At 64.5% G+C, this 20,330-nt stretch carries 20 protein-coding genes; 13 read left to right on the top strand and 7 right to left on the bottom strand.

Annotation, left to right across the window (positions count from 1 at the left end; genetic code table 11):
- Positions 1-157: 157 nt before the first annotated feature.
- The 6 genes from gnd to NKI39_RS21985 form a co-directional block, all read right to left on the bottom strand.
- Positions 158-1,582 carry an NADP-dependent phosphogluconate dehydrogenase gene (gene gnd, locus NKI39_RS22010; protein ID WP_352834331.1) on the bottom strand — a complete coding sequence of 475 codons (1,425 nt, stop codon included), beginning with the start codon at positions 1,580-1,582 and terminating at the stop codon, positions 158-160.
- Between the two features lie 293 nt (positions 1,583-1,875).
- Positions 1,876-3,504 (bottom strand): copper resistance CopC/CopD family protein, encoded by a 1,629-nt coding sequence (locus NKI39_RS22005; RefSeq protein ID WP_352834328.1) that lies wholly within the window; start codon positions 3,502-3,504, stop codon positions 1,876-1,878.
- A gap of 56 nt (positions 3,505-3,560) precedes the next feature.
- Entirely contained in the window at positions 3,561-4,079 is a 519-nt protein-coding gene (locus NKI39_RS22000; RefSeq protein ID WP_352834325.1) for a YcnI family copper-binding membrane protein, read from the bottom strand.
- Positions 4,080-4,104: 25 nt separating this feature from the next.
- Positions 4,105-4,641 carry a copper chaperone PCu(A)C gene (locus NKI39_RS21995; protein WP_352834322.1) on the bottom strand — a complete coding sequence of 179 codons (537 nt, stop codon included), beginning with the start codon at positions 4,639-4,641 and terminating at the stop codon, positions 4,105-4,107.
- Between the two features lie 101 nt (positions 4,642-4,742).
- Positions 4,743-5,099 (bottom strand): DUF2946 family protein, encoded by a 357-nt coding sequence (locus NKI39_RS21990; protein ID WP_352766986.1) that lies wholly within the window; start codon positions 5,097-5,099, stop codon positions 4,743-4,745.
- A gap of 119 nt (positions 5,100-5,218) precedes the next feature.
- Entirely contained in the window at positions 5,219-6,121 is a 903-nt protein-coding gene (locus tag NKI39_RS21985; protein WP_352448373.1) for a GntR family transcriptional regulator, read from the bottom strand.
- A 256-nt stretch (positions 6,122-6,377) separates the two neighbouring features.
- Between NKI39_RS21985 and NKI39_RS21980 the strand changes: the two genes are divergently transcribed.
- The 5 genes from NKI39_RS21980 to NKI39_RS21960 all read left to right on the top strand — a co-directional run bounded on the left by NKI39_RS21980 (position 6,378) and on the right by NKI39_RS21960 (position 12,917).
- Positions 6,378-7,883 carry a UxaA family hydrolase gene (locus tag NKI39_RS21980; protein WP_352743024.1) on the top strand — a complete coding sequence of 502 codons (1,506 nt, stop codon included), beginning with the start codon at positions 6,378-6,380 and terminating at the stop codon, positions 7,881-7,883.
- Between the two features lie 331 nt (positions 7,884-8,214).
- Complete coding sequence (locus NKI39_RS21975) at positions 8,215-9,210, top strand: ABC transporter substrate-binding protein (RefSeq protein WP_352491760.1); 996 nt, start codon at positions 8,215-8,217, stop codon at positions 9,208-9,210.
- Between the two features lie 104 nt (positions 9,211-9,314).
- Positions 9,315-10,868, top strand: a complete 1,554-nt coding sequence (locus NKI39_RS21970) for a sugar ABC transporter ATP-binding protein (protein WP_352834319.1) — start codon at positions 9,315-9,317, stop codon at positions 10,866-10,868.
- Positions 10,865-11,830: an ABC transporter permease gene (locus NKI39_RS21965; protein ID WP_352448376.1), complete on the top strand. Its 966-nt coding sequence runs from the start codon at positions 10,865-10,867 to the stop codon at positions 11,828-11,830. The genes NKI39_RS21970 and NKI39_RS21965 overlap by 4 nt, the downstream gene beginning before the upstream one ends.
- Positions 11,831-11,900: 70 nt before the next feature.
- Positions 11,901-12,917, top strand: a complete 1,017-nt coding sequence (locus NKI39_RS21960) for a zinc-binding alcohol dehydrogenase family protein (protein ID WP_352834317.1) — start codon at positions 11,901-11,903, stop codon at positions 12,915-12,917.
- An 18-nt stretch (positions 12,918-12,935) separates the two neighbouring features.
- Here the strand turns inward: NKI39_RS21960 and phnF are convergent, their stop codons facing one another.
- A complete protein-coding gene (gene phnF / locus NKI39_RS21955) occupies positions 12,936-13,679 on the bottom strand; it encodes a phosphonate metabolism transcriptional regulator PhnF (RefSeq protein WP_352834316.1) in 744 nt (247 codons plus the stop codon).
- A 134-nt stretch (positions 13,680-13,813) separates the two neighbouring features.
- Between phnF and phnG the strand changes: the two genes are divergently transcribed.
- From phnG to phnC, 8 genes are all read left to right on the top strand, one after another.
- Positions 13,814-14,275 (top strand): phosphonate C-P lyase system protein PhnG, encoded by a 462-nt coding sequence (gene phnG, locus NKI39_RS21950; RefSeq protein ID WP_352539446.1) that lies wholly within the window; start codon positions 13,814-13,816, stop codon positions 14,273-14,275.
- Positions 14,275-14,886: a phosphonate C-P lyase system protein PhnH gene (gene phnH / locus NKI39_RS21945; RefSeq protein WP_352502612.1), complete on the top strand. Its 612-nt coding sequence runs from the start codon at positions 14,275-14,277 to the stop codon at positions 14,884-14,886. The genes phnG and phnH overlap by 1 nt, the downstream gene beginning before the upstream one ends.
- Position 14,887: 1 nt before the next feature.
- Positions 14,888-16,000, top strand: a complete 1,113-nt coding sequence (locus NKI39_RS21940) for a carbon-phosphorus lyase complex subunit (RefSeq protein ID WP_352818401.1) — start codon at positions 14,888-14,890, stop codon at positions 15,998-16,000.
- Positions 15,997-16,908 carry an alpha-D-ribose 1-methylphosphonate 5-phosphate C-P-lyase PhnJ gene (locus NKI39_RS21935; protein ID WP_352834312.1) on the top strand — a complete coding sequence of 304 codons (912 nt, stop codon included), beginning with the start codon at positions 15,997-15,999 and terminating at the stop codon, positions 16,906-16,908. Before NKI39_RS21940 ends, NKI39_RS21935 begins: the two co-directional genes overlap by 4 nt.
- Positions 16,905-17,681 (top strand): phosphonate C-P lyase system protein PhnK, encoded by a 777-nt coding sequence (gene phnK / locus NKI39_RS21930; protein ID WP_352818408.1) that lies wholly within the window; start codon positions 16,905-16,907, stop codon positions 17,679-17,681. Before NKI39_RS21935 ends, phnK begins: the two co-directional genes overlap by 4 nt.
- A gap of 211 nt (positions 17,682-17,892) precedes the next feature.
- Entirely contained in the window at positions 17,893-18,600 is a 708-nt protein-coding gene (gene phnL, locus NKI39_RS21925; protein ID WP_352539450.1) for a phosphonate C-P lyase system protein PhnL, read from the top strand.
- Positions 18,597-19,214, top strand: coding sequence for a DapH/DapD/GlmU-related protein (locus NKI39_RS21920; protein WP_352823326.1), 618 nt, complete (start codon positions 18,597-18,599; stop codon positions 19,212-19,214). The genes phnL and NKI39_RS21920 overlap by 4 nt, the downstream gene beginning before the upstream one ends.
- A gap of 235 nt (positions 19,215-19,449) precedes the next feature.
- Complete coding sequence (gene phnC / locus NKI39_RS21915; RefSeq protein WP_352613127.1) at positions 19,450-20,298, top strand: phosphonate ABC transporter ATP-binding protein; 849 nt, start codon at positions 19,450-19,452, stop codon at positions 20,296-20,298.
- Positions 20,299-20,330: the final 32 nt, after the last annotated feature.

Genomic DNA, 20,330 nt, shown 5'->3' with positions numbered 1-20,330 from the left:
AAGACGAAGTTGACGGGAGCCCGTCTGAAGGTCAAGTGCTTAAGGATGATGCCTGCCGGTAAGACACAAAAAATGGTTCAAACAGGCTTCGGGCAATGATGAACAAACGGCTGTTTTGTGATATTGGACATCAGCGTTGGCGTCCAGAATGAGGGCGCTAACCCGCCGCTCCGCTCCCCCACGGGCCATGGAAAGCACCCTGCCCATCGATGCGCTCGAAGCCGTGCGCGCCGAAGAAATCGCGCTGCGCCTGGATCAGGTTCGAAGTGCCGCGGCCCTGCCGGTAACTGTCGAAATAGGCAAGTGCAGATGACAGGGCCGGCACCGGCGAGCCGGCTTCGGCCGCCCTTGCGACGACACGGCGAAGCGACGGATGCGCCTCCTGCATCAATGAGACGAAAGCCGGCGCCATCAACAGGTTGGTGGCTGCGCCGCCGCCGCCGAAGGCCTCCGCCATCGTATCCAGCAATTGCGAGCGGATGATGCAGCCGGCCCGCCAGATCTTGGCGATGACCGGCATCGGCAGGTTCCAGTTGAATTCCTTCGACGCGCCGCTCATCACCGCGAAGCCTTGCGCGTAGGCGGCGATCTTGCCGGCAAACAGAGCCAGCTCGAGATCGGCGAGCACGGCGTCCCTGTCTCGGGAAATCTTGCTAACACCGCCGCCATAGACCTTTTCGGCGGCAAGCCGCTCGTCCTTGATCGACGACAGTACGCGTGCCGCCACAGCCGCCTCGATCGCGGTGGCCGGGATGCCGAGCTGCTGCGCCTCGATCACCGACCATTTGCCGGTGCCTTTCTGGCCGGCGCGGTCGAGGATGATGTCGACCACCGGTTTGCCGGTCTTGGGATCGTCGGCGGCCAGCACCTTGGCGGTGATCTCGATCAGGTACGAATTGAGCCTGCCCGTGTTCCACTGGGAAAACACCTCAGCGATCTCTTTCGGCCCCATGCCGAGCCCGTCGCGCAAGATGCCGTAGATCTCGGCGATCATCTGCATGTCGGCATATTCGATGCCGTTGTGGATGGTCTTGACGAAATGGCCGGCGCCGTCGGTGCCAAGCCACGCCGCGCAAGGCTCGCCCTTGAACTTGGCCGAGATCGCGGTCAGCACCTTTTCGACGCGCTTCCAGGACTCTTCGGTGCCGCCGACCATGATCGAGGGACCGTGGCGTGCGCCCTCCTCGCCGCCGGACACGCCCATGCCGATGAAGGTCAGGCCCGAATCGGTAAGCTCGGAGAAGCGCCGCATCGTATCGCGGAAATTGGCATTGCCGGCGTCGATGACGATGTCGTTGGCCGACAGCACGCCGCGCAATGCCGCGATCTGCTCGTCGACCGGCTTGCCGGCCAGCACCATGATGATGATCGGCCGCGGCGGCCGGATCGCGGCGGCCAGTTCTTCGAGGCTGTAGCAGGGCACCACCCTATCCCGAAGCGCGCCGGCATTTTCGACAAAGGCATCGGTGCGCGCCGCGGTGCGATTGAAGACGGCGATGCGGTGCCCCTTCTCGGCGATGTTGAGCGCCAGATTGGAGCCCATCGTGCCAAGGCCGATCAGGCCTATTTCGGCTTTTTCCATCGTTTCTTCCCTGCTTTCGGATCTTGTTGGTTTGAGCCCGCGATTGGGTTGGACGCCCATTCTTGATGGCGATGATTGACGGGGGTTCGCGGCCGCGTCAACCGCCTCGCCGAATTGTCTTGCAGCCGGGGCGTGTTGAGATGCAGGTCAGGCCGAGCCGGGGTCGAAGACGGGCGCGTAAGCGACCAAACAGGTGGTTTCCGAGAACCGGAGCGGAGCGTACTTAAGTACGTGATCACCGGAAGCGCAGGATACCGCCATTTGCAGGCCGGCACCACCTGAATATCAGCACGTCACTCCGGCCTGATGTCGATCGGCGCCTCTATCTTCACCATCTCGAAATCCGAGACCAGGATATCGAGCCGCGCCGTCCACCGGCCGGCGACCGGAATGTCGAGATCGTCAACGCGCCAGGTGCCGTCGCCGGGATTCGTCGCCGGGCGCTTGACGGGTTCGATGCCGGAATCGGGCTTTGACAGCACCAGCGTTACCTGCTTGGCGGCGAGCGGGCCGAAATCGCCGGTCATGATGAAGATCGAAGCGGCAACAGGTCCGGTGTGCCCGGGCGCAATGCTGAGGTCGGCCATCGCTTGCAGCGTGTGGATATGCACCGATGCCGGCTGTGCCGCGGCGATCGCCAGCGCCCGCGGCGGCGGCGTGAAGCGCCAGCCGGCGGCAACGCCGAAGATCGCCAGCACAACCAGCACCTCGATGGCGATCGAGCGGGCCAGCCGCCGCTGGACTTCCGTTTCGCCCGCCTCAGCCGGGGCCGTAAGCTTGAAGCGATTGACGGCGGCGAGCGTGAACAGAAAGACGAGCAGCACCAGCTTGAGCAGCAGCAGCCTGCCGTAAGCGGTATGGACCAGCGCCGACGGCGTTTGCACCTGGATGACGGCGAGCACGATGCCGGCTGCCGCAAGCACCGCCACGACGAACAGGATCGCTCGTGAAAACCGGCGCAGCAACGGCCCGGCTTTGTCCGGCTGCCGTTTCAAGGCAAGACCGAGCGGCGCCAGCGCCCCGGACCAAATCGCGATACCAGTGGCGTGCAGAAACACCATCGGCCGGGTCAGCCATTGCGGCTCGGCGGCACTGGCATGCCCGCTGGCGGCAAGTGCTGCGCCAACGCCAACCAGTCCGGCCAAGGCCAGCGGCTTTGCGTCGGCGGGCGGCACGACCAGCGATAATAGGCTCAGGCCGAGCGCCATCAGCGCGATCAGCACCGTCCAGCCGAAGCTGGTGCCAAGCCCGGTCTGCCAGATGACCGGCTGCGCCAGCCGGGCAAGCGGCGCACCGAGCGCATCCAGCCCCTGGAAACCGAGCGACAGCGGTGCCGCCGCCAACCCGCACAGGATCGCAGCGACGATCATGTTCCGGCCGGATCGACCGCCTTGCGCCAGCCAGCCTAGCGCAAAGGCACCGCCGACACCGAAAAACAGGCCGATGTATAGAAAAACCTTGCCGATCCAGATCGCCGTTCGAAGCGCCCGGTCGACAGCTTCGGAGGCGGCCGGCGCAGCACTCGGTGCACCGACCGAGAACAGCACCGAGCCGCCGACCGGATGCCCGTCGGCGGAGATTACCCGCCAGCTCAGCACATGCGAGCCGGATTTCAGCGCCTGCGGATTGTCGATCTCGACGGTCTGGCCGCTGAGCCGGAAAGAGCTCAGCGGGACCGCCGTGCCGTCGGGCCGCACCAGCGTCAGCACCAGCGGCGAAACCGGCTCGCTGAAGGTCAGCGACATTTGCGACGGGCTCTGCGCCAGCACCGCACCGTCAGCCGGCTCGGCCTTGATCAGCGCCGCATGGGCGAAGGCTGCGTTTGGCGCGGCAATGGTGGCAAGCAGCACAATCGCGGCCAGCAGGCCGATGGCAAGCCGGCCGGTTGTGCAGGCCGTTCGCACGATGGATGCCGCGCTCATGTCACCGCCACAAAGACAGCGGCGCGCTCTTTCGGATAGAGCGCGCCGCGTAAGGATCACTTCTTCGGCAGCAGCTTGAGGCCGGGCGCCGGAAATTCCAGCGCGTCCTCAGCCTGCCCGGCCGCCGGAACCTCGATCCAGCGATCTGCAATGCCGTCACATTCCTGCACCACCGGGAAATGCAGCATCTGGCCTGCCGGCAGGTCGGACGCCAGTGTCGCGCGAAAGACGAATTCGTCGTAGAATTCGTCCGGCAGGCTGCCGGCGCTCCAGTCGACCTCCTTGACGCCGCTGGTCACTGCCTGGCCGTAGAGCTGGTAGGACTTTTCGTATTTGCCGTTCTTGACCTGCAGTGTCCAACCCGGCTTCGGCATCGGTTTGACCGAAAGCACCCCTTCCGGGATCTGCACGCGCACGGCGGTCGTCGCCTTGCCCTCGCAACCATGCGGCACCCGAAGAACCGCCTTGTAGGTCGAGCCCACCGCCGCCTCCGGCGTTTCGAGCGTGATGTGGGCAAAGGCCGCGCTGGTCCCGAGGACAAGAAGCACGCAGCCGGGCAAAAGAGATTTCTTCATGATGCTACCTCTCGAAGCGGCCAAGTCAGTCGTCGTCCTGGGGCGCCGCGCTGCCGATGCCTTGCACGGCGAATTCAATCTGCAGGGGCCCGGCTTTTTCGAAGGTCAGCGTGGCGGAGAACGTTTCGCCCTCCTTGGGCTGCCGCTTCAAATCCATGAACATCAAATGATAGCCGTTAGGCGCCAGCGCGACCTTGCCGCCAGCCGGGATTTCGAGGCCGCCGGTGACCGGCCGCATGGTCATGACGCCATTGCTGACGCCCATCTCGTGCAGTTCGGCCTTGGCCGAAATGTCGGAGGTGATCGACAGCAGGCGATCCGCCGCACTGCCGGTGTTGGTGATGGTGAAGTAGCCGCCGGCCACCTTGGCGCCGGCTGGCGTGGCGCGCGACCAGGGGTGCCCGATCTCGAGATCGCCAAGCTTGAACTCGTGTGCCAACACCGTCTGGGCGCTGGCGAACAGGACGGCAAGAACGCAAAGGGCGATGCCGAGACGCTGCTCGAAACGACCCAGTGCGAAGCGCCTGCGGCTGGATGCGGCAGCGCGAAAAGAGTGAGACATGATTGCTCCGTGGACTTTAAGGAGGATCGCGCCGATGGCCGGTCGCGAACGATGTCAATAAACGCGCCGGCAAAGCGTTGCGCGGCGCGAACCAGAACGGATCAGGCCGTCGCCGGTGGTGCACGCGGATTGGATGGAGTGCGGGCGCGGGCGAAATCGCGATGCCGGAAGGCCGGCAGGATAAAGGCGATGGTTTCGACGGAAAGGCTGCGAGCCAGGCTCCCGGCGGCATCGGGTGGCGCGTAGACCGCCGAAACGAGGTTGCAGCCAAGCATGCAGCAAGCCGGCATGTGCTGCTGATGCGGATCGCCGGCGGGGAGTTGCGCCGCACCGTCATGGGTGCAGATCGTGTTGCCGAAAGCATCGAATTGCGAGGCGTTCGGCGCGACGCCGGACGCAAACGCGCCGAACATCGACTGGAGCATGAAAAGCCAGGCCGCGGCGAACGCGACCGGCATGCTCCATCGTCTCCGGCGTATGGTCAAGAACCAGCCTCTTCACGCAGCAACGTCAGCTCTCTAGCACGGAGCCGGCGGCCGGAAAATCGCCAAAACGTTGCTGCGGCAACGCAACACAATCACGCGCGTTGCGGCTGCCTGCCCTCGGGAATCGACGTCAGCAGCGTGTGGCGGGCCGATTTCAGGTGCTTGCGGCAGGCGGCGTCGACCTTGGCGAGATCGCGCGATTTGAGCGCGGCGATATAGGCGAGATGCTCCTGGACCGCGACTTCGTTGCGCTCGCGCTCCTGCGCCTTGTTCCACTGGTAGTGGTAGTGGAAGATCATGGCGATGACGTCGTAGAAATCGACGATGAAGCGGTTGTGCGACGCCCGATGGATCAGCCGGTGAAAGCGCTCGTCAAGCTCGGAGAATTCGTTGAAGCGCACGGCGATCTCGCGCTCCAGCCGGTGATGCTCGTCTTCCAGGCGGTCGAGGTCGGCCCACACCGGGCTGTCCTCGGGCAGAGCGGCAAAGGCTGCGGCCGAGCGCAGTTCGAACATCTCGCGGATTTCGGTCAACTCCAGCGCGAAGGCGCGGGTAAAGCCTTTCAGCACCCAGTGACTGTTGCGGCGCTTCTCGATCAGCCCAAAGCGCGAGAAGCGGATCAGGAATTCGCGCACGCTGGTGGTGCCGACGCCGATCTCACGCGCCAGTTCGAGCTCGTTGATCTGCATGCCGGCTTCGGCACCGCTGGCAAGCAGCCGCCGCATGAAGGAGCGCTCGATGATCTCGGCCAGCGTGTCGGTTTCTTCCTCGGGGAAGAAATCGTCCGGTCGCGGTTCGCGCAGGACCGTCTTGCTGCGCTTGTTCCAATCGATCAGCCCGGTTTCTTCCATGCGCGCAAGGATAGTGCGGACCGTCGTGCGGCTGACGCCGAGCAGCGTACCCAGCTCCGGCTCCGAAGGCAGGCTCCTGGTTTCGTCGAGCAGCCTCAGACCGCGATTATAGGCGTCCTTGTAAACGTTGTTGCTCTTCGACATCCCCTGCCCCGTGGCGCATCGGCGTTTGCGGCCAGTGTGAAGCGTTTCTCGCGCATGAAACCGGTACCTTTTCGGAAAACATCATGCGCAACGCTAGTTTTGGTTGTAGAGCCTACTTCTCGCATCCAAAAGACGCGTCGCGCTCTGGCGAAAAAACAATTGACGCAAAAATGTTTTTTCACGATAAAAGACATTATATGTTAAGAGCCGCGTGTCAATCCGCTCGCGCACCCAGGAACACACCCAGGAAGCTCCCGTGAACGCCGCAAACAGCATTCTTCTGTCTCCCGCCGACAATGTCGCGGTCGCCAATGGCCGCATCGAGATCGGCACCGTGCTGCCGGGCGGCGCCGTCGCCGCCGCAGTGATCGAGCCGGGCCACAAAGTGGCGATCAAGCCGATTGCGGCCGGCGAGGCCGTGGTCAAATACGCCCAGGCGATCGGCCGCGCCACGCAAAACATCGCGCCCGGCGAGCATGTCCATTCGCACAATCTGGTCTTCGAAAGCGGGCGTTTGCCGGTGGTGCCGCCGAGCGAGGCAGTGCATGCGACCGAGGCCGACCGCGCCCGCACCTTCATGGGCTACCGCCGCGCCGACGGCCGCGCCGGCACGCGCAACTTCGTCGGCATTCTCGCCAGCGTCAATTGCTCGGCCACCGTCTGCCATGCCATCGCCGACGCCGCGAACCGCACCCTTCTGCCGCAATATCCCGGCATCGACGGCTTCGTCCCGATCGTCCACGGCCAGGGCTGCGGCATGAGCGCCACCGGCGACGGCATGATGGTGCTACACCGCACGCTGGCCGGCTACGCCCGTCACCCGAATTTCGGCGGCGTGCTGATGGTCGGGCTCGGCTGCGAGGTCAACCAGCTCACCCTCTACGGCCAGAAGGGCGTTGCCGCGGGAAAACGTCATTTCAACATCCAGGAAGCCGGCGGCTCGCGCAAATCGGTCGAGAAGGCGTTGATCGTGCTGGCCGAGATCGCCGAGGAGGTCGGCAAGCTTCAGCGTGAGCCGATCCCGGTCAGCGAGATCGTCGTCGGCCTGCAATGCGGCGGCTCCGACGGCATGTCCGGCATCACCGCCAATCCGGCGCTGGGTGCCGCGGTCGACATCCTGGCCGGCGTCGGCGGCATCGGCATCCTTTCCGAGACGACGGAGATCTATGGCGCCGAGCACCTGCTCGCCTATCGCGCCGCAACCCCCGAGATCGCCGCCAAGCTCGACGGTTATGTGAAATGGTGGGAAGACCACGTCGCCAAGCATGGCGCATCGATCGACAACAATCCCTCACCGGGTAACAAGCGCGGCGGCCTGACCACCATCCTGGAAAAGTCGCTCGGCGCGGTCGCCAAGGGCGGCCAGACGCCGCTCAACGGCGTCTTCGGCTATGCCGAAAAGGTCACCGGGCACGGGCTGGTGTTCATGGACACGCCCGGCTACGACCCGGTCTCGGCCACCGGCCAGGTGGCGGGCGGCGCCAACGTCATCGTCTTCACCACAGGCCGCGGCTCCTGCTTCGGCTGCCGGCCGACGCCGTCGATCAAGGTCGCCAGCAACTCGACCATGTATCACACGATGGAAGAGGACATGGACGTGAATTGCGGCGTCATCGCCTCGGGCGAAAAGACCATCGCCGGCATGGGCCGCGAGATCTTCGAACTGATCGTCGAGACGGCTTCGGGCCGCAAGACCAAGAGCGAAGAGTTCGGCTACGGCGACAACGAGTTCGTGCCGTGGCACCTCGGAGCGACGCTCTAAGCCGGACCATGCGCAACAGTCGCGAACACCTGACGTGATCGCCAGGTGTCACAGTTCCAACGCTCCCGAAAAAGAATGAACATTCCATATTGACTGGATGATGGAATTAATATTCCATGCAGCATATTGGAGGAGATTGGCAGCGGAGTTCCGACAGAAAAAACTCTTCCGTCCAGCCATTCGAAGCGGCCATCAAACAGCGCTTGCGCCGACCGAGATGATACACTATCAAAATGCGGTAAATGTTTTTTATTGATAAAGTTCCGTTTGGGCCGCGCCATCCGAATGGAGCTTCCGTAACATTCACCGGGCGACTTAGGGAGGACTCCTAATGAAATTCGTGACCAGCATTCTCAATCGCCGCGCCTTCGTGGCACTCGCAGCCGCCTCGATGCTTGCCGGCGTGATGCATTCGGCCCCGGCATCCGCGGCCGACGTGACCATTCCGATCATCGTCAAGGACACCACGTCCTTCTACTGGCAGATCGTTCTGGCCGGTGCCCGCAAGGCTGGCAAGGACCTCGGCGTCAACGTGCCGGAACTCGGCGCCCAGGCAGAGACCGACGTCAACGGCCAGATCTCGATCCTCGAAAATGCCGTCGCCGGCAACCCGGCCGCCGTCGTCATCGCGCCGACCGAAGCCAAGGCGCTCGGCAAGCCGATCGACGAGGCCGCCACCAAGGTCAAGATCATCGGTATCGACTCCGGTGCCGACTCCAAGGCCTTCACGTCGTTCCTGACCACCGACAACATCCAGGGCGGCCGCGTTGCCGCTGACGGCCTTGCCGCAGCCATCGGCGAAGCCAATGGCGGCAAGGTCGAGGGCGACGTCGCCCTGATCACCGCGCTTCCGGGCGCCGGCTCGCTCGAACAGCGCGCCCAGGGTTTCAAGGAACAGCTCGCCGCCAAATATCCCGGCCTCAAGCTGGTCGCCGACAAATACGCCGACGGCCAGGCCACCACCGGCCTCAACATTGCCACCGACCTGATCACCGCCAACCCCAATCTCAAGGGCATCTTCGCCTCCAACCTGATCATGGCGCAGGGCGTCGGTCAGGCGATCGCCGAGAACAGCCTCTCAGGCAAGGTCGGGCTGGTCGGCTTCGACAGCGACGAGAAGCTGATCAAGTTCCTCAATGACGGCGTCATTTCGGCGCTCGTCGTCCAGGATCCGTACCGGATGGGCTATGACGGCATCAAGACGGCGCTTGCCGCCTCGAAGGGCGAGAAGGTCGAGGCCAATGTCGACACGGGCGCCAATTTGGTCACCAAGGCCAACATGAAGGATCCGAAGATCGACGCGCTGCTCAACCCGAAGCTCGACTGAGCATAGCCGCAAGTGAACTGTTTCCGGGGCCTTTTCGCCCCGGAAACATCCCACTCGTGCCAATCGCGAGGCCAATCTTTGGGGGCCAATCTGGGAGGATTGTCATGATGTCGACGGCGCAGGAACTCCATCCGGCCCCAACGCTGGAACCGGGCAGGACCATCCTCGAACTCCGCGGGCTGGAAAAGCGCTATCCCGGCACCCATGCGCTGAAGCCGGTCGATCTCGCCTTCAAGGCCGGCGAGATCCACGCCATCGTCGGCGAGAACGGCGCCGGCAAATCCACCCTGATCAAGCTTCTGACCGGCGTCATGCCGCGCACCTCCGGCGACGTCATCTGGGAGGGCAAGCCTGCCGCATTGGCAACGCCGCATGAGGCGATGGCGCTCGGCATCAATGCCGTGCATCAGGAAGTCGTCCTGTGCCGCCATCTCACCGTCGCCGCCAACATGTTCCTCGGCGAGGAGGATTCCCGCTTCGGCATCCTGCAGCAGCGGGCGATGGTCAGGCAGGCGCAGAAGATCATCGACGATCTCGGCTTCGACCTGCCGGCCCATGTCATGCTGGGTGACCTGACCATCGGCCAGCAGCAGCTGATCGCCGCCGCCCGCGCCACAGTGCGCGGCACCACATTCCTGATCTTCGACGAGCCGACCGCCTATCTTACCCGCAAGGAGGCCGACCAGCTGTTCACGCTGATCCGCCGGCTGAAGGGCGAAGGCGTCACCATCATCTACATCAGCCATCGCATGGAAGAAGTGTTCGAGCTCGCCGACCGCGTCTCGGTGCTGCGCGACGGCACGCTGGTCGGCACCAGGGACATTGCCGAGACCAATGACGCCGAGTTGGTCAAGATGATGATCAACCGCTCGATCGAGCAGGTCTACCACAAGGAGCATTTCACCCCCGGCGCGACCATCGTCGAAACCAGGAACCTGTCCGGCAAGGGTTTCGAAAATGTCTCGATGTCCGTCCGCGCCGGCGAGATCGTCGGCCTCTACGGCCTGATCGGCGCCGGGCGCAGCGAGTTCGTCACCACGCTCTATGGCCGGCACCGCAAATCGGCCGGCCAGATCCTCTGGGAGGGCAAGGAGGTCAAGGTCAATTCCGAACATGACGCGATCAGGCTCGGCATGGCGCTGGCCCCGGAAAGCCGCCGCGACCAGGGCCTCTGCCTCAACCTGCCGGTCGGACTCAACCTCAATCTGCCGATCTACAAGCGCATCTCGAGCAATCTGCTGATCTCCCGCGCGCAGGAAAAGGCGCAAGCCGATCGCCAGATCGCCGACCTGCGCATCAAGACGCCGACGCGCGGCGCGCTGGCCTCCAGCCTGTCCGGCGGTAACCAGCAGAAGATCGTCATCGGCAAATGGCTCGCCCATGGCGCCAAGCTATTCATCTTCGACGAGCCGACTGTCGGCGTCGACGTCAGCACCAAGGCCGAGATCTACCGCCTGTTCGGCGCGCTGTTGTCCAAGGGAGCCGGCATCATCCTGATCTCGTCCTACCTGCCCGAGGTCTATGAACTCGCGGACACGCTGCACGTGTTCCGGCGCGGCAAGCTGGTGGCCACGCACGGCTTTCGTACCGCTGATCACGAGGAGATCCTCACCCAGGCGCTGGCCGAGAAACAAGAAAGACCGGGAGGGAAGATATGAGCACCGAGGCGATCGCTGCCGAAAGGCCGAAACGCAACTACAACGCCCTGTTCGGGCTGACACTGCTGGCGCTGCTGGTTCTTTTATGGATCATCCTGTCGGTGGCGACGCCGAGCTTCGCCTCCGCCAACAACATCTCCAACCTGTTGCGGCAAGGGTCGATGATCGCCATCCTGGCGGTCGGCCAGACCTTCGTCATCATCACCGGCGGCATCGACCTTTCCGTCGGCGCCGTGGTCGGCTTCGCCACCGTCATCGTCGCGATGCTGATCAACGCCGGCACACCGGTTTTCCTCGCCATCCTGATCACCTTACTGGTCGGCGTCGCCATCGGCATGTTCCATGGGTTCGGCATCGTCAAGATGGGCCTGCCGCCCTTCATCATCACCCTGGCAACGCTGACCTCGCTGCGCGGCATCGGTCTGTTGATGACCAATGGCAACTCGATCTCGATCAACAACGACGCCTTCCAGACGTTCTCGCGCAGTTCCTTCGCCGGCGTCCCCAATCTGTTCTGGATGGTGATCCTGGTCGGCATCCCAGCCTACATCTTCCTGCACCACAGCCGCTGGGGCCGCTATCTGTTCTCGGTCGGCTCCAACGCCGAGGCGTCGCGCCTGTCAGGCGTCAACGTCCAGCGCACCATCTACATGGCCTACACGCTGTCGGGGCTGTGTGCGGCCTTCGTCGGCGTGCTGCTTGCCTCGCGCATCGGCATCGGCAATCCGACGCAGGCCGAGGGCTGGGAATTGCAGGCGATCGCCTCCTCGGTGATCGGCGGCACCTCGCTGTTCGGCGCTGTCGGCTCCGTGCACGGACCGCTGCTCGGCGCCTTCATCCTTGCCACCATCAACAACGGCGCCAATCTGCTCAACGTCAACGCCTTCTGGCAGCGCATCATCACCGGCGTGCTGATCATCGTCATCGTCTATTTCGACGGGCTGCGCCGCCGCGGCAAATAGACTGCCTCCCAACAACCGCCGGCCTCGCGACAGCAGGGCCGGCGGTGCCATGAACCGACTGGATTGAAGCATGAAAGCCGTCGTCTGCCGCTCGCCCGGCGAACTTGTCCTCGAAGATCGTCCGGCGCCTGGCGCGCCCCCCGCCGGCTGGGCGCTGGTCGCCGTCAGCCATGTCGGCATCTGCGGCACCGACTATCACATCTTCGAAGGCAAGCACCCGTTCCTCGCCTATCCCCGCATCATGGGCCACGAGGTTTCTGGCACCGTGATCGAGGTTGGCGAGGACGTCGATCTCGCCGTCGGCGAAGCGGTGAACGTCAATCCCTATCTCGCCTGCGGCAAATGCATCGCCTGCCGGCAAGGCAAGCCGAATTGCTGTGTCATGATCGAGGTGCTCGGCGTCCACCGCGACGGCGCCATGTGCGAGCAGATCCTGGTGCCGGCGCAAAATCTTTATCCGGCACACGGCCTGTCGCTGGCCGATGCTGCCGCCGTCGAATTCCTGGCGATCGGCGCCCATGCCGTGCGGCGCTCGCTCGCTGATCCAGGTGCGCGCACACTGGTCATCGGTGCAGGCCCGATCGGGCTCGGCACGGCGCTGTTCGCCCGCATCGCCGGGCTAGACGTGATGCTGCTCGACATGAGTGCGGAGAGGCTGGGTTTCGCCGAAAGCGAACTCGGCTTCGCGACCCTCGACGGCTCGCGGGGCGCTGCTGCCGACCTGGTGCGGGAAGCAACCGGCGGCGACGGCTTCGACGTGGTTTTCGATGCCACCGGCAACACCCGGTCGGTGCAGTCGGCCTTCGCCCATGTCGCGCACGGCGGGGCGCTGGTCCTGGTCAGCGTCGTCAAGGACGACATCGCCTTTTCCGATCCCGAATTCCACAAGCGCGAGATGATGCTGATCGGCAGCCGCAACGCCCTGCGTGCCGATTTCGACCATGTCGCCGCCTCGATCCGCAACGGCGCGCTGCCGCTGGCAAAGCTGGTCACCCACCGCACCACGCTTGGCGAGACGCCGCACGACCTCGCCCGCTGGGCGCATGAGAAGTCCGGCCTGATCAAGGCCGTCATTCAAGTCGGATGATGCCAGGGCTGCCGCATCTCAGAGCGCCGACAATTTGAGCTCGATCCGCTCGGCCGGGAAGCGCGACTCCGAAAACTGTATCGGCTGACCGTCGGGCGTGACGTTGACGGCGACCGTCACTAGCACGATGGCGCCGGGCTGCAGCTCGAGGTCAGCAAGGTCGGCGGCATCGGCATGGCGCGCCGACAGCACGGTCGATTGCCTGAGATAGTCGTCGATGCCGAAACGTGCCAGCGATGCGGTGATCGAACCGGTTTCCGCCATGGCGGCATCGATGCCGGCAAAGCGCTTGGCATCGAACCAGCCGGCAGCGCGGGACACCGGCATTCCATCGGCTTCGCCGCGCGTTTCCAGGCGTATCACATCGGCGCCCGTCGCAAGGCCTAAGCCCTCTGCGACACGACGGTTGGCCGGCTCGACCGATGACGCGAGTAAGGTGATATGCCGCTCGGACGCCTGTCCTTGCAATCCCTCGGAAAAGCGGGTGCGAGCGCCGATCGGATAAGACAGCCGCTTGCGCGACAGCACGAAGGTGCCGCGCCCCTGCTCCGCCCTGAGCACGCCCTCCTGCACCAGCGCTGCGATAGCGCTACGCACCGTATGGCGGTTGACGCCATAGCGTCCGGCCAACGCGATCTCCGGCGGCAGCGCGGCATTCTCGGGAAAATCGCCGACGGCGATCGAATGCAGTATCTGGTCGGCGATCTGCCGCCACAGCGCGACACCGCTGCGCCGCTCGATGCGGTTGGCTTGTCCGATCATCTCCCGCCCCAATTCTTTGCGCCGATCTTTTGGCCGGTGTCACGTGCCCGTCATGGACACGCGCTAGATAACGAGTATAATTTGTATAGTTGTCTATATCAATAGACAAATTCACGCAAACGAGGAGTACGGCCATGCGAGGACGGGAAGCGCGAGAGCAGGCCGAGCGCAAGGCCGTGATGGCGACGCTGGCGCAATCGGCCGGCGAAGACATCGTCCGCCTGTGGGACGAAACCGGCCTGCCTTGCGAAGCGGAACTTCTGCGTGGCCCCGAAACCGGCCTGGTTACGGTACGCGGCCGCATCGGCGGCGGTGGTGCCCCTTTCAATGTCGGCGAGGCGACGGTCACCCGTGCCACGGTGCGGCTTGCGTCCGGCCATGTCGGCCACTGCTACGCACTTGGTCGCGACAAGCAGAAGGCAAGGCTGGCGGCGATCGCCGATGCGCTGTGGCAGGACCCGGCCCACCGCAATGAGGTCGAGATCAGGATCGTTGCGCCATTGCAGGCGGCACTGGCCAAGGCGCGTGAACAGCGCCGCGCCGAGACGGCGGCGACCAAGGTCGATTTCTTCACCATGGTGCGCGGAGAAGACTGATGGATATCGCCACTCAATCCATTGAAGGCGGCTTCGCCGATCCGGTATTCAATGCCCAGACCGTATTCCGTGCCGTGATGGACGCGATGGCGCGGCCAGGCAGTGTGCAGCCGCTGCCGGCCCTCGCCCACCCCCCGGTGCCGCTGTCGGCCACCGCCGGGGCCGTTGCGCTGGCGCTGTGCGATAACGACACGCCGCTCTGGCTCGACCACGCCTTGCAGGCTTCAGCGACGGTGAAATCCTGGCTTGGCTTTCATACCGGCGCGCCGCTGGCCAACACCCCGGCCGACGCGCATTTCGCGCTGATCGCCACGCCGGCCGAGATGATGGCGCTCGACGGGTTTTCGCAAGGCACCCAGGATTATCCCGATCGCTCCACGACGCTGATCCTCGAGGTCAGCGATCTTGTCTCCGGCGCTCCGCTGCTGCTCGAAGGCCCGGGCATCGAGAAGACGGCGACGATCGCGCCGGCGCAAATGCCGCGCCATTTCGTCGAGCAATGGAAGCAGAACAACCAGCGTTTTCCGCGTGGCGTCGACATCATCCTCGCCACGTCCGAAGCAATTGCCTGCCTGCCGCGCACGACGCGCATCAAGACGATGGAGGCATAGGATGTATGTCGCGGTAAAGGGTGGCGAAGCGGCCATTCGCAACGCCCACAAACTGCTCGCCGACCGCCGGCGCGGCGACCGCTCGGTGCCCGCACTTCGCCTCGACCAGATCGTCGAGCAGCTGGCGCTCGGCGTCGACCGGGTGATGAGCGAAGGTTCGCTCTACGACCGGGAATTGGCGGCACTCGCCATCGTCCAGGCGCGCGGCGACATGATCGAGGCGATCTTCCTGGTTCGCGCCTATCGCACGACGCTGCCGCGTTTCGGCTACACAAGGGCGATCGACACCGGCACGATGCTGGTCGAGCGACGGGTGTCGGCGACCTACAAGGACCTGCCCGGCGGCCAGCTGCTCGGCCCGACTTTCGACTACACCCACCGCCTGCTCGATCCCGAGCTCGCCGCCGGCGGCGATGTCGCCGAACCGGAGCAGCGCGCAGGCGAGGCGGAAGCCATGCCGCGCGTCTCGGCCATCCTCGCCCGCGAAGGCCTGATCGAGCCCGACGGCGACATGCCTGGGGATCATACCCTCGGCGACATCACCCGCGAGCCGCTCGAATTCCCGATGGCGCGCGACATCCGCCTGCAGGCGCTGTCGCGCGGCGACGAGGGGTTTCTGCTGGCGCTCGGCTATTCCACCCAGCGCGGCTACGCGCGCAACCATCCCTTCGTCGGCGAGGTTCGCATCGGCGAGGTCGAACTGGAACTGGACGTGCCGGAACTGCCCTTTGCCGTGCCGCTCGGCAGCATCCGCGTCACCGAATGCCAGATGGTCAACCAGTTCAAGGGCTCGGCCAAGGCGCCGCCGCAATTCACCCGCGGCTATGGCCTCGTCTTCGGCCAGAGCGAGCGCAAGGCCATGGCCATGGCGCTATGCGACCGCGCGCTGCGCGCCTCGGAGTTGGGTGAGGATGTCATCGCCGCAGCGCAGGACGAGGAGTTCGTCATCTCGCATTCCGACAATGTCCAGGCGACCGGCTTCGTCGAGCATCTGAAGCTGCCGCATTATGTCGACTTCCAGGCCGAGCTCGACCTCGTGCGCCGCATGCGCGCCGAGCATGATGCCCGCGAAAATGCCGGCAAGGCCGAAGAAAAGAGGGAGGCAGCGGAATGAGTGCACAACCAGCGGACATCGCCACCTACAACTTCGCCTATCTTGACGAGCAGACCAAGCGGATGATCCGCCGCGCCATCCTCAAGGGCATTGCCATCCCCGGCTACCAGGTGCCGTTTGCCTCGCGCGAAATGCCGATGCCCTATGGCTGGGGCACCGGCGGCGTGCAGGTCACCGCTTCGATCATTGGCCCGGACGATGTGCTCAAGGTCATCGACCAGGGCGCCGACGACACCACCAATGCGGTTTCGATCCGCGCCTTCTTCAAGAAGGTCGCCAATGTCGCCGTCACCACCGAGACGGCCAAGGCGACCATCATCCAGACGCGCCACCGCATTCCCGAATATCCGCTGAGTGCCGGCCAGGTGCTGGTCTATCAGGTGCCCATCCCCGAACCGCTGCGCTTCCTCGAACCACGCGAGACGGAGACGCGCAAGATGCATGCGCTGGAGGAATACGGTCTGATGCATGTAAAACTCTACGAAGACATCGCCAGGCATGGCCGCATCGCCACCACCTACGCCTACCCGGTCAAGGTTGAGGGCCGCTATGTGATGGATCCCTCGCCGACGCCGAAATTCGACAATCCGAAGATGCACCGTTCGCCGGCTTTGCAATTGTTCGGCGCCGGCCGCGAAAAGCGCATCTACGCGCTGCCGCCCTTCACCGATGTGGTCAGCCTCGATTTCGAGGACCATCCGTTCGAGGTGCAGACCTTCGACCAGCCCTGCGCGCTGTGCGCGGCCGAGAACGTCTATCTCGACGAGGTCATCCTCGACGACCATGGCGGCCACATGTTCGTCTGCTCCGATACCGATCATTGCGAGAGGCGGCGCGCGGAAGGCCACTGCGGCCATCTCGCGCCCGAGACCCATCTTGCCCCAGGAAAAACGGAGCCGGCGCAATGACAGACGAACCGCTGCTGCGCGTTTCGGCGCTGTCCAAATTCTACGGCTCGCGCGTCGGCTGCGAGAACGTCACATTCGACCTCTGGTCGGGCGAAGTGCTGGCGGTGGTCGGCGAATCCGGTTCCGGCAAGACGACTTTGCTCAACTGCCTGTCAACTCGACTGCTGCCCAGCTCCGGCACCGCCAGCTACCGGATGCGCGGCGGCCAGTTTCGCGAACTTTACCGCATGAGCGAGGCCGAGCGCCGCTTCCTGATGCGCACCGATTGGGGTTTTGTCCATCAGAACCCGGCCGACGGGCTGCGCATGACGGTGTCGGCCGGCGCCAATGTCGGCGAGCGGCTGATGGCGGTCGGCGACCGCCACTATGGAAAAATCCGCGCCACCGCGGTCGACTGGTTGTCGCGTGTCGAGATCGACGAAGACCGCATCGACGACGAGCCGCGCGCCTTTTCCGGAGGCATGCGCCAGCGCCTGCAGATCGCCCGCAACCTCGTCACCGGGCCGCGGCTGGTGTTCATGGACGAGCCAACCGGCGGCCTCGACGTCTCGGTGCAGGCGCGCCTGCTCGATCTGTTGCGCGGCCTGGTCACCGATCTCGGCCTGGCGGCCATCGTCGTCACCCACGACCTTGCAGTGGCACGTCTGCTGTCGCAGCGCATGATGGTGATGAAGGACGGCCGCGTCGTCGAAAGCGGCCTCACCGACCGCGTCCTCGACGATCCGCGCGCGCCTTATACCCAGTTGCTTGTCTCCTCGATTCTGCAGGTGTGACGATGATTGCTCCGGCGTACCCCCCTCTGGCCTGCCGGCCATCTCCCCCTCAAGGGGGGAGATCAGCAGCTTTTATGTCCCGCCCGTTCTGCGACACAGGAGAATGGCGAAACCGAATGCGACAGCCAATCTCCCCCCCTGAGGGGGAGATGGCCGGCAGGCCAGAGGGGGGTGTTGGCCCGCAGACGAATGACGATTGGAGAACGCTCTGATGGCAACCCCGCTCGTTGTCTCCGATGTCGCGAAGAGCTTCACCATGCATCTGCGCGACGGCATCAAACTGCCGGTGGTCGCCGGTGTCTCGTTCGCGATCAGGGCCGGCGAATGCGCCGTGCTCGGCGGCCCGTCCGGCGCCGGCAAGAGCTCGATCCTGAAAATGCTCTACGGAAATTATGCCGCCGATGAAGGCCAGATCATCGTCCAGCACGAGGGCGGGCTCATCGATCTCGCCTCGGCCAGCCCGCGCACCGTGCTTGCCGTGCGCCGGCTTACCATCGGCTATGTCAGCCAGTTCCTGCGCACCGTGCCGCGTGTCTCTGCGCTCGATGTCGTGGCCGAACCGCTGGTCGAGCGCGGCGAGGAGCGCGAGGTCGCGCACGGCAAGGCACGTGCCTTGCTGGCGCAGCTCAACCTGCCGGAAAAGCTCTGGGCGCTGCCGCCGGCGACGTTCTCCGGCGGTGAACAGCAGCGCGTCAACATCGCGCGCGGCTTCATCACCGAGCACCCGATCCTGCTGCTCGACGAGCCGACCGCTTCGCTCGACGCCAGGAACCGCGACGTGGTGATTTCCCTGATCGCCGCCAAGAAGGCGGCGGGCGTCGCTTTGCTCGGCATCTTCCACGACCACGACGTGCGTGAGGCGGTGGCCGACCGTATCATCGACGTGACCGCCTTCGCCGCCGGAAAAATTGCCGCATGACAAGGAAACTGTCGGAGGCGCCGGTGATCCACGAGACGGCGCAAGTCGAGAACTCGACGCTTGGCCGCTGGACCGAGATCACCGAGCGCTGCCGGGTTTCCGAAAGCACGCTCGGCGACTATTCCTACATGATGCAGGACTGCGGCGTCTGGTGCGCAACGATCGGCAAATTCGCCAACATCGCCGCAAGCGTGCGCATCAACGCTACCAACCATCCGACCTGGCGGCCGACGCTGCACCATTTCACCTATCGCGCCTCGGATTATTGGGACGACGCCGAGCACGAGAGCGAATTCTTCGCCAAGCGCCGCGCCAAACGCGTCACCATCGGCCACGACACCTGGCTCGGCCACGGCTCGACCATCCTGCCCGGCGTCATCGTCGGCGATGGCGCGGCGGTCGGTGCCGGTGCGGTGGTGTCGAAGGACGTCGCGCCCTACACCATCGTCGCCGGCGTACCGGCCAAGCCGATCCGCGAACGCTTCGACCGCCGCACCGCGGAACGCTACCAGGCGCTCGCCTGGTGGGACTGGGATCATGCAAGGCTGCGCGCCGCGCTCGACGATTTTCGGGAGCTGTCGGCGGAGGCGTTTCTGGAGAAATATGGCGGCTAAGGGATCGTGAATGGTGAACGGTGAATGTGAATGGGGGCAGCGGACAGGTTTCGAGACTCAGGGAAGCCGTTCTTATCACCATTCACCATTCGAGCTTCTCGCGCCGAGTTGATCCCGCCCCGCTCCAGGCTGTGGGCAGTAACAAAACTGACATCGTCCCGACACCGCAGGTTCATGCGGCTGCGCTAGCCAGGGTTAACAGACCTTCAATTGCGATTGGACTGGAGCCTGCACCATGTCAGCTACGCTCGAAATCCGCGGCGTCACCCGCCGGTTCGGCAAGAACACCGCCGTCAGCAATGTTCACATCGCGATTCCGCAGGGCCAGATGGTCGGCATCATCGGCCGTTCAGGCGCCGGCAAATCAACGCTTCTGCGCATGATCAACCGCCTCATCGATCCCAGCCAGGGATCCATCCTGTTCAACGGCGTCGAGGTCTCCGGGTTGCGCGGCTCGCCGCTCCGGCGATGGCAGCGCGACTGCGCCATGATCTTCCAGCAGTTCAATCTCGTGCCGCGCCTCGATGTGCTGACCAATGTGCTGCTCGGCCGGCTCAACCACCGCTCGACGCTGTCCAACCTATTTGGCATGTTCTCCCGCGGTGAATGCGCCGAGGCGGTTGCAGCCCTCGAGCGCCTCGACATCGCCCGCACCGCCCTGCAGCCGGCCGGCACGCTTTCCGGCGGCCAGCAGCAGCGCGTTGCGATTGCGCGCGCCATGATGCAGCAGCCGAAGGTGTTGCTGGCGGATGAGCCGATTGCCTCGCTCGATCCGCTCAACGCCAAGGTGGTGATGGATTCGCTGCAGGACATCAATTTGCGCGAGGGCATCACCGTCATCACAAATCTGCATACGCTGGATACGGCCCGCACCTACTGCAACCGCATCATCGGCATGGCCGCCGGCAAGGTCGTCTTCGACGGCTCGCCCGAAGCCCTCAACCGCGAGGCCGTGCGCATGGTCTACGGCACCGACAGCAATGGCGGCGAAATCTCCGAGGCCATCACCTCCACCAGTGTCGCCATCAAACAGAAAATCGCTGCATCCGCCGGACCGCTCGAGCCCGCATTCCCGGGATATTGAGAACGGCCTGATCGCCCGCCCGCGTCAAAGGC

The sequence above is a fragment of the Mesorhizobium sp. M0664 genome (assembly GCF_040320565.1).
In the GTDB taxonomy this organism is placed as follows: Bacteria; Pseudomonadota; Alphaproteobacteria; order Rhizobiales; family Rhizobiaceae; genus Mesorhizobium.
The sequence above is the reverse complement of the archived record's forward strand: the minus strand, read 5'-3'. Positions and strand labels throughout refer to the sequence as shown.